General features: G+C 67.4%; 8 protein-coding genes. All 8 read right to left on the bottom strand.

All coding sequences use genetic code 11. The features are described from left to right. Positions 1-109 precede the first annotated feature (109 nt). Positions 110-847 (bottom strand): ABC transporter ATP-binding protein, encoded by a 738-nt coding sequence (locus KFO72_RS31460; RefSeq protein ID WP_225033750.1) that lies wholly within the window; start codon positions 845-847, stop codon positions 110-112. Continuing rightward, entirely contained in the window at positions 844-1,614 is a 771-nt protein-coding gene (locus tag KFO72_RS31455) for an ABC transporter ATP-binding protein (protein ID WP_224100326.1), read from the bottom strand. Before KFO72_RS31455 ends, KFO72_RS31460 begins: the two co-directional genes overlap by 4 nt. Next, positions 1,611-2,870, bottom strand: a complete 1,260-nt coding sequence (locus KFO72_RS31450; protein WP_224100325.1) for a branched-chain amino acid ABC transporter permease — start codon at positions 2,868-2,870, stop codon at positions 1,611-1,613. Before KFO72_RS31450 ends, KFO72_RS31455 begins: the two co-directional genes overlap by 4 nt. Next, on the bottom strand, positions 2,863-3,813 hold the full coding sequence (locus KFO72_RS31445; protein ID WP_225033749.1) for a branched-chain amino acid ABC transporter permease: 951 nt from the start codon (positions 3,811-3,813) through the stop codon (positions 2,863-2,865). The genes KFO72_RS31450 and KFO72_RS31445 overlap by 8 nt, the downstream gene beginning before the upstream one ends. 3 nt (positions 3,814-3,816) lie before the next feature. Further along, a complete protein-coding gene (locus KFO72_RS31440; protein WP_107203729.1) occupies positions 3,817-4,272 on the bottom strand; it encodes an acyl-CoA thioesterase in 456 nt (151 codons plus the stop codon). A 30-nt stretch (positions 4,273-4,302) separates the two neighbouring features. Next, positions 4,303-5,451 carry an iron-containing alcohol dehydrogenase gene (locus tag KFO72_RS31435; protein WP_225033748.1) on the bottom strand — a complete coding sequence of 383 codons (1,149 nt, stop codon included), beginning with the start codon at positions 5,449-5,451 and terminating at the stop codon, positions 4,303-4,305. Positions 5,452-5,644: 193 nt separating this feature from the next. Continuing rightward, complete coding sequence (locus KFO72_RS31430) at positions 5,645-6,676, bottom strand: threonine aldolase family protein (RefSeq protein ID WP_054934239.1); 1,032 nt, start codon at positions 6,674-6,676, stop codon at positions 5,645-5,647. A 247-nt stretch (positions 6,677-6,923) separates the two neighbouring features. After that, positions 6,924-8,162 carry a YbfB/YjiJ family MFS transporter gene (locus tag KFO72_RS31425; RefSeq protein ID WP_225033747.1) on the bottom strand — a complete coding sequence of 413 codons (1,239 nt, stop codon included), beginning with the start codon at positions 8,160-8,162 and terminating at the stop codon, positions 6,924-6,926. Positions 8,163-8,216 lie beyond the last annotated feature (54 nt).

Genomic DNA, 8,216 nt, shown 5'->3' with positions numbered 1-8,216 from the left:
CCGCCCCGCACAGGGGCGACGCCTGAAGCACGCTAACAATTCGCGGATGCCAGCGCAAAACCCAAAACCGCGGATGCCAGCGCAAACGCAAACGCCCAAAGAGCATGAATCACGAAGCCAAACCGCGAATGCCAACACTCACCCCTAGCCACTCACCCACCACATCCGGCCGCGCACGGAACACCGCCATCGCCCCGTCAAACACAACCTCCCCATGCCCCATCACAGCAACACGGCTCGCAACCCGATCAGCGATCACGAGCCGCTGCTCGATCAACAGCATCGCAACACCACGCTCCCGCAACACCATCAAAGCCGCTGCAAGCTGCCCAACGACCTGCCCCGCGAGCCCTTCCGTCGGCTCGTCGATCACGACGAGATCCGGATCGCCCAGCAACGCACGCGCCACCGAAAGCATCTGCTGCTCGCCGCCCGACAACGCACCCGCCTTCGTGCGCGCGCGTTCTCGCAGCACGGGAAAAAGCGTATGCGCGTCGTCCAGCGTGAAGCGCGCGGCGCGTCCGCCGTTACGCGGCTTGAGGCCCAGTTGCAGGTTCTCATGCACCGTCAGTGTCGGAAATACATCGCGCTGTTCAGCCACATAGCCGATTCCGAGCCGCGCGATCTCGAACGCACGCCGCCCCTCCAGCGACTGTCCAGCGAAACGGATCACGCCCTCGGTGCGCACGAACCCCATGATCGCCTTCGCCAGCGTCGAGCGGCCCGAGCCGTTGCGCCCCGCGAGCGCGACGGCTTCGCCCGCTTCGATACGCAGATCCACGCCGTGCAGCACCTGGCTCGCGCCGTACCACGCGCGCAGATCGCGAATTTCCAGCAACGGACTCATCGCCCCCCTCCCCGCTCGGCGTCGCCGATATCGCCCAGGTACGCCGCGCGCACGGCAGGATTAGCGCGAATCGCGTCCGGCGTGCCCGTCGCAATCACCTCGCCTCGCACGAGCACACTGATGCGATCCGCGAGACCGAACACCACGTCCATGTCGTGCTCGACCATCAGCAGCGTGCGGCCCGCCGTCGCCGCGCGGATCAGTTCGACCGCGCGCGCCGCCTCGGCGCGGTTCATGCCCGCCGTCGGTTCGTCGAGCAACAGCGTATGCGCGCCGCTCGCCAGCGCCAGTCCAAGATCGAGCGCGCGTTGGTCCGCATAACTCAGCGTGCCCGCGATCACGTCGCGCCGTTCGCCCAGGCCGACGGCGTCCAGCACCTGCTCGGCGTGCTCGTCACCCTCGCGCGTCGCGGTGTAGCGCTGCCACCAATGCATGCGGTCGCGATTCGCGATCTGCGCGGCACAGCGCAAGTTGTCCAACACGCTGAGCCTGGCGAAGAAACTCGTCGTCTGAAAACTGCGTGCGAGTCCGCGACGGCAGATCGCGGCAGGCGCAAGACGCGTAATGTCCGCGCCATACAGTTCGATGCGGCCCGCGCTTGGTCGCGCCGCGCCCGCGATCAGATTGAAGAGCGTCGATTTGCCCGCACCGTTCGGACCGATCAACGCGTGACGTTCGTGCGGCTCGACCATCAGATCGACGCCGCGCAGGATGCGCGTTGCGCCAAAGCGCTTGTCGAGACGTCGCACGGCGATGGCAGGAATCATTCGCCCACCTCCGCGCGCGCCCGGGCGTCGAGCTTTCCGTCCATGCGCGCAGCCACGCGCATCGTCAGCCAGCCGATCGCGGCGAGGCACAGCATGGATGCCGCGAGCCATAGGGGAGCGATCGTCGTGAAGAAACTCGCACGTTCTTCGGTGCCGAAGCGTTGCCCGTACGCCCATTGCACGGCCAGCACGACGGCAAGCGACCACGCGCCTGCGCCCGTCATCCGGCAAGCAAACCACGGCAGAAACGCGCGCCAGCCATCGCGTGACATGCGTGCGGTTTGACGCTGCATCCATCCCGCGATGCCATCGGGCGCGCACACCACCACGACCACGAAGAACAGCCCGAGATACAGCAGCCATGCACGCGTCGCGCCCGCCACGACGACGCTGAAAAACGTCAGCACGACGGCGCCCGCCACCGGCCCGAAAAACGCCCCGCTTCCGCCGATCACCGTCGCGATCAGCACCGAACCCGAGCGCAGCATGCCGACGCTTTCCGTCGATACCAGTTCGACATTGATCAGCCCGAGCGTCCCCGCAATGCCCGCAAAAAACGACGACCACACGACGACCTCATAACGCACGCGGCGCGCAAAGCAGCCGATGGCCGCCGCCCGGACCGGGTTGTCGCGTACGGCATTCGCGAGCCGCATGAAAGGCGTGCGCGCCAGCAGGCGCATCGCCATCACGGCGAGCGCGCACCACAACGCAATCAGCGCGTAGGCCTCGCGCGCAGGTCCGAACGTCAGGCCCGGCACCGCGATGCCCGTCGTGCGGTCGATCGCGACGCCCGCTTCGCCGCCGAACCAGTCGGGCAAGGTCCACGCAGCAGCCGCGACGAGTTCGCCGATGCCGAGTGTGATCATCGCGAAAGCGGTGCCCGCGCGGCGCGTCGCAACGAGGCCATACGACGCGCCGAACAGCGCGCCGCCGATGCCACCCGCCAACGGCAGCAGCGGTAACGGCACGCCGACGCGATTGAACAGATGCGCGGCGATCAATGCGCCGATCCCCGACGAAGCCGCATGCCCGAACGACAGCAGACCCGCGCCGCCGAGCAGCAGGTTGTACGACAGCGCGAACACGATCATCGCGGCCGTCTGCGCGAGCCAGGCGACGAGCCAGCTTTGCGTCGACAGGCACGGCGGGACGACGAGCAGCGCCGCGAGCGCGGCCCACGGCAACGCGGCGCGCCATATCGGCCGGGGCGGCGAGGCGGGTGGCGCATCGTGCGCCTGATTCACGTCACGCATCGTCGTCGCGTTGTCCGAAGAAGCCGCGCGAGCGCACGGCAAGCATCGCGACGAGCAGCAGGTACGGCACGAGCGGTGCAAGCTGCGCGAGCGTCAGCGCGCTCCACGCGGCGGGCAGCGCGTTGCCGAAGTCGCCGAACAGGTCGCCGAACAGGTCGCCGAGCGGAATATTGGTAGCGACCACGAAGGTCTGCACGCAGCCGATCACCAGCGACGCGACGAGCGCACCGCCGAGCGACCCCAGCCCGCCGATCACGACCACGACGAACACGATGGACCCCACCGATTCGGCCATCGCCGGTTCGAGCACGAACAGCGGCGCGCCGATCACGCCCGCCAGCGCGGCGAGCGCCGTGCCCGCCGCGAACACGCCGGTGAAGACGCGCGGCACGTCGTGGCCGAGCGCTTCGACGGCTTGCGGATGCGTGAGCGCCGCGCGCACGATCAGCCCCGCTTTCGACACGCGCAGCACCGCGTATAACACGGCCAGCATCGCCATCGCGACGGCCATCATGAACGCGCGATAGCGCGGCAACGCGACGCCGTACACATCCAGCAGCGGACCATCGAGCGCTGTCGGCACGACGGCGCTCAACGCCTGCAAGCCCCACACGAGCTTGACGCCCTCGCCAATCAGATAGGCCGCGCCGAACGTCAGCAGCAATTCCGCCAGATGCCCATGCGGCCGCACGCGCCGCAGCAGCCACCGTTCGAGCGCCGCGCCCATCAGACCGACGACGAGCGGAGCGATGACGAGCGCCCACCAGAAACCCGCGCGCGCCGCCACGGAAAAGCCGACATACGCACCGAGCATGTAGAAGCTCGCGTGCGCGAAGTTCAGCACGCCGAGCATGCTGAAAATCAGCGTCAATCCCGCCGACAGCATGAACAGCAGCAAGCCGTAGCTCACGCCGTTCAGCGCATCGATGACGAAGGACTGCACGCGTCAGCCTGCCGGCGCGTCTTGCGTGACGAGCAGCGGCTCGAGCGCCGCACGCAGGCTGTCGGGCAATGCGACGGGACGGCGCGTTTCGCGATCCACGTACACGTGCACGAAATGCCCTTGCGCAGCGGGTTCGGCGTCGCCTTCCCTGAAAAGCCCCACTTCGTAGCGCACGCTCGACGTGCCGAGCCGCACGACGCGCAGCCCCGCATCGATGCGATCCGGAAACACGATCGGCGCAAAGTAGTTGCACTGCGTCTCGACAACGAGGCCGATCGTCGTGCCGTGCTCGATATCGAGCACGCCGCTGCGGATCAGATACTCGTTCACGACGGTGTCGAAGTAGCTGTAATAGACGACGTTGTTCACGTGGCCATAGACGTCGTTGTCCATCCAGCGCGTGGCGATGGACAGAAAATGCGGATAGGCCGTACGCGGCGCGGGAGCGGGTTTGTTCATGTCGTGTGCGGTTGGATGAAGATACGGCGCTTACATCGACTCGATCAGCATCCGCCGATAATCGTCGGCCGTCGCTTCGCGCGGATTCGTCTTGTGGCAATGATCGGCGAGCGCGCCCTTGATGACCTTGTCGAACGCACTGTCGTCGACGCCCATTTGCTTCAGACCCGTCGGCAGTCCGAGGCGCGCGGTCATGTCGTGCAGCGCTGCGGCCAGATCGGCGTGCTCCGGCAGATTCATCACGCGGCGCATGCGCGCATACCGGCGATTCTCGACCACCGACGGCGCGCTTTCGTTGAAGCGCAGCACGGCAGGCAGCACGACGGCGTTCAGCGTGCCGTGATGCAGCGACGTGCGCCCGTTCACCGACACGCCGCCAAGCGGATGCGACAGCGAATGCACGCAGCCCAGTCCCTTCTGGAACGCCATCGCACCCTGCATCGAGGCGCTCATCATATGCAGGCGCGCATCGCGGTTCTGACCGTCGCGCGTCGCGAGTTCGATGTTCGCCCAGGCGCGCTCCAGACCGTCGAGCGCGATGCCGTCGGCGGGCGGATTGAACGACGGCGCGAGAAACGTTTCGATGCAGTGCGCGATCGCGTCCATGCCGGTGGCAGCCGTCAGCGACGGCGGCAGGCCGAGCGTGAGGCCCGGGTCGCAAATAGCCGCCTTCGGCAGCAGATGCCACGAGTGGAAGCCGAGCTTGCGGCCGTCGTTCAGGATCACGATCGCGCCGCGCGCCACTTCGCTGCCCGTGCCTGCCGTGGTCGGAATCGCGATCAGCGGCGCGGCCTTGTCGGTGATCTTCGCGCTGCCGCCTTCGATCGTCGCGTAATCCGTCATCGTGCCCGCATGCGTCGCCATGATCGCCACGCCCTTGGCCAGATCGATCGACGAGCCGCCCCCTATCGCCACCAGCCCGTCGCAGTTTTCCTCACGATAGCGCTGCGCAGCCGCCATCACCATCGCTTCCGTCGGGTTCGACGGCGTGTCGTCGAAAACGGGCGCGCCGGGCAGCTTCAAGGCGTCGATTGCCTGCTGCGCGACGCCCGCCGCCATTACGCCCTTGTCCGTCACCACGAGCGGCCGCCTGATGCCCGAGCGCTCGCACTCCGCCGGCAACTGCGCGAGCGCGTCGTAGCCGAGATGAATGTGCGTCAGATAGTAGATGTAGGCCATGGCGATGCGTCTCCGTTGTTATCGAGGATTCCGTGCTCGCGCCGCCGGAACGGCGAGAGCGCCTGACTGCGACCATCACGGCAAGCGCTACGCGTTGCCGTCTTGCTGCTCCGTCATTGACCCGGCCGCCCGATGAACTCGAATGGCAAGCCGCGTCGGCGCGTCCAGGTGCCGGACGCACGCCGCACGCAACTCAGGCGGCGCACAGTTCGCGGACTTCGGCGACGAAGCGCTCGACCGTTTCGGGCTGCGTGTCCCATGCGCACATCAGGCGGCAGCCGCCAGCGCCGATGAACTCGTAGAACTTCCAGCCGCGCGTGCGCATCGCCTTCGCGACGTGCGGCGGCAATTGCGCGAACACCGCGTTCGATTCCGTCGGGAACATGATGCTCACACCCGGAATGTCCGCGAGGCGCGCCTCCATCAGTTGCGCCATCGCGTTGGCGTGGCGCGCGTTGCGCAGCCAGACGTCGTTGTCGAGCAGGCCGAGCCACGGCGCGGAGATGAAGCGCATCTTCGACGCAAGCTGCCCCGCCTGCTTCAGCCGGTAAGCGAAATCATCAGCGAGCGCGCGATCGAAGAACACGACCGCCTCGCCGACGGGCAAGCCGTTCTTCGTGCCGCCGAAGCACAGCACGTCGACGCCCGCGCGCCACGTGATCTCCGACGGATGCACGTCGAGCGCGGCGACGGCGTTCGCAAAGCGCGCGCCGTCCATGTGCACCTTCAGATGACGGCGTTTCGCGATCGCGGCAATCGCGCGGATTTCCTCGACGCTATACACGGTGCCCACTTCCGTCGACTGCGTGAGGGTCACGACCTTGGGCTTCGGATAATGGATGTCGGCGCGACGCGTGACGACGGCTTCGATCGCATCGGGCGTGAGCTTGCCGCCGACGCCCGGCGCCGTCAGCAGCTTCGAGCCGTTCGAGAAGAATTCGGGACCGCCGCATTCGTCTGTCTCGATGTGCGCGAGTTCGTGGCAGATCACCGAATGGTAGGACTGGCACAGCGACGCCAGCGCCAGCGAGTTCGCCGCCGTGCCGTTGAAGACGAAGAACACCTCGCAGTCGGTCTGGAACAGGTTGCGCAGGCGATCGCAGACTTGCTGCGTCCACGAGTCGTCGCCGTAGGCCGGTTCGTGGCCGCTGTGGTTGGCGGCGATCAGCGCTTCGAGCGCCTCGGGGCAAATGCCGGCGTAGTTGTCCGACGCAAAATGTTGCATGGCAGGCGGCGCACCCGGCGATGAGCGCGCAATGATGACTGGAAAGCGGACATTTTAGTGCGGCGGGTGCTGAATTGGTTTCTGGCGGGTTTGATCCGGCGCGAACGGCCGGCGTGGTGAGGATGGGAGGCCGTGCGGGAGAGTCGGTTGCACGGCCAGTGGAGCGAGTGCGCTGGTGGTTGTCCCGTCGTCGTGGCGCTCGCGGGCGTGGTTCGTCAGCGTCTGTCCAGGCTTGCGGGGCTTTTGCTCAGGCGCGCAATGACGGGCGCAGCGCCGTCACCACGACGAGACCCACGGCTCCCGCGAGCAGCGTGAGCGCGGCCAGCCACAACGCCAGCGTGAACGAACCGGTATGCGCGGCGATGGGCGCGGCGACCAGCGGACCCACGATCTGCCCAAGACCGTAGGCCGCTGTCGCATAGCCCATCAATCCCGCGGCGTTGTCGCCGTGCAGCCGGCGCGCCTCGCGCATCGCGAACAGGGTGATTGCCGTGAACGGCAAGCCGATCAGTGCGCTGCCGAGCGCGAAGCCGCCCGCCGTCGGCGATACGATGCCCGCGAGGATGCCGAGCGCCTGCAACACGTAGCAGCCGGCCAGCAGCGTGCGGTTGTCCCAGTGCGCCGGTAAGCGCGCGCCCACTAGCGCTCCCACGACCAGCGCGCCGCCGAACATCGGCCAGAACAGGTCGGGCCACGGCGAACCCACCGGCAACGCGGCGCGGGCGATCACGGGCAAAAACGTCGCGGTAATGATGTAGCCGAAGCCGGGCACGCCGTAGAGGACGATCAGCCAGAACGCATCCGCGCGGTGCAGATGCACGCGCTGCCGATGCGCATCCGTCTGCGCCGCGGCGTTTTTCCGCGTCGATGCCGCTGCGCTTCCCTTTGCCGTCGTTGCCGGCTCGAACGTGCGCCACACGAGCACGGTCAGCACCGCTGACACGAGCCCAAAGCCGATCCAGCCCGCCGATGCGCCATATCCGCCCGCAGCGCTGACCAGCAGGCCCGTCGCCGCGATGCCGAGGCCCGGACCGGTGTAGATCACGCCGCCCCACTCGTTCGCGCCCAGCTCGGCGAGCCGGCGCAAGCCCCATTGCGAGGCGAACACGAAGGTCCACGCGCTGATCGCGCCCGCGATGAAACGTACCACGGCCCAAATCCAGAACTGATGCGTGAGGCCCATCGCGAGCACGAGCAGCACCGTCGACGCGAGGCCCGCCTTCACCACCCGCGCCGCCTCCACGCGCACCGCGACGCAGGCGATCGCGCCGAGGAAGTAGCCCGCGTAATTGAGCGACGCCAGCCAGCCGCCGTGCCGGATATCCAGCTCGCCGCCGTGGAGCATCAGCGGCAACAGCGGCGTAAAGGCAAAGCGGCCGATACCGAGCGCGACGGCAAGCGCCGCCATGCAGGCGAGCGCAGCGCGGCGCGCGGCATCGGGGGAAGCGAGGTTTGGCTGGAGGGTGCGGGTGGTGAGATCGTTCATCGGTGGATTGGGGCGGTGGTCGGCTTCTTCCACACCATCGTAGCTTGACCCTTC

This window comes from Paraburkholderia sp. XV, assembly GCF_020177535.1.
In the GTDB taxonomy this organism is placed as follows: domain Bacteria; phylum Pseudomonadota; class Gammaproteobacteria; order Burkholderiales; family Burkholderiaceae; genus Paraburkholderia; species Paraburkholderia caribensis.
Note: the sequence above shows the minus strand (reverse complement) of the source record. Positions and strands in the feature narration are given on the sequence as shown.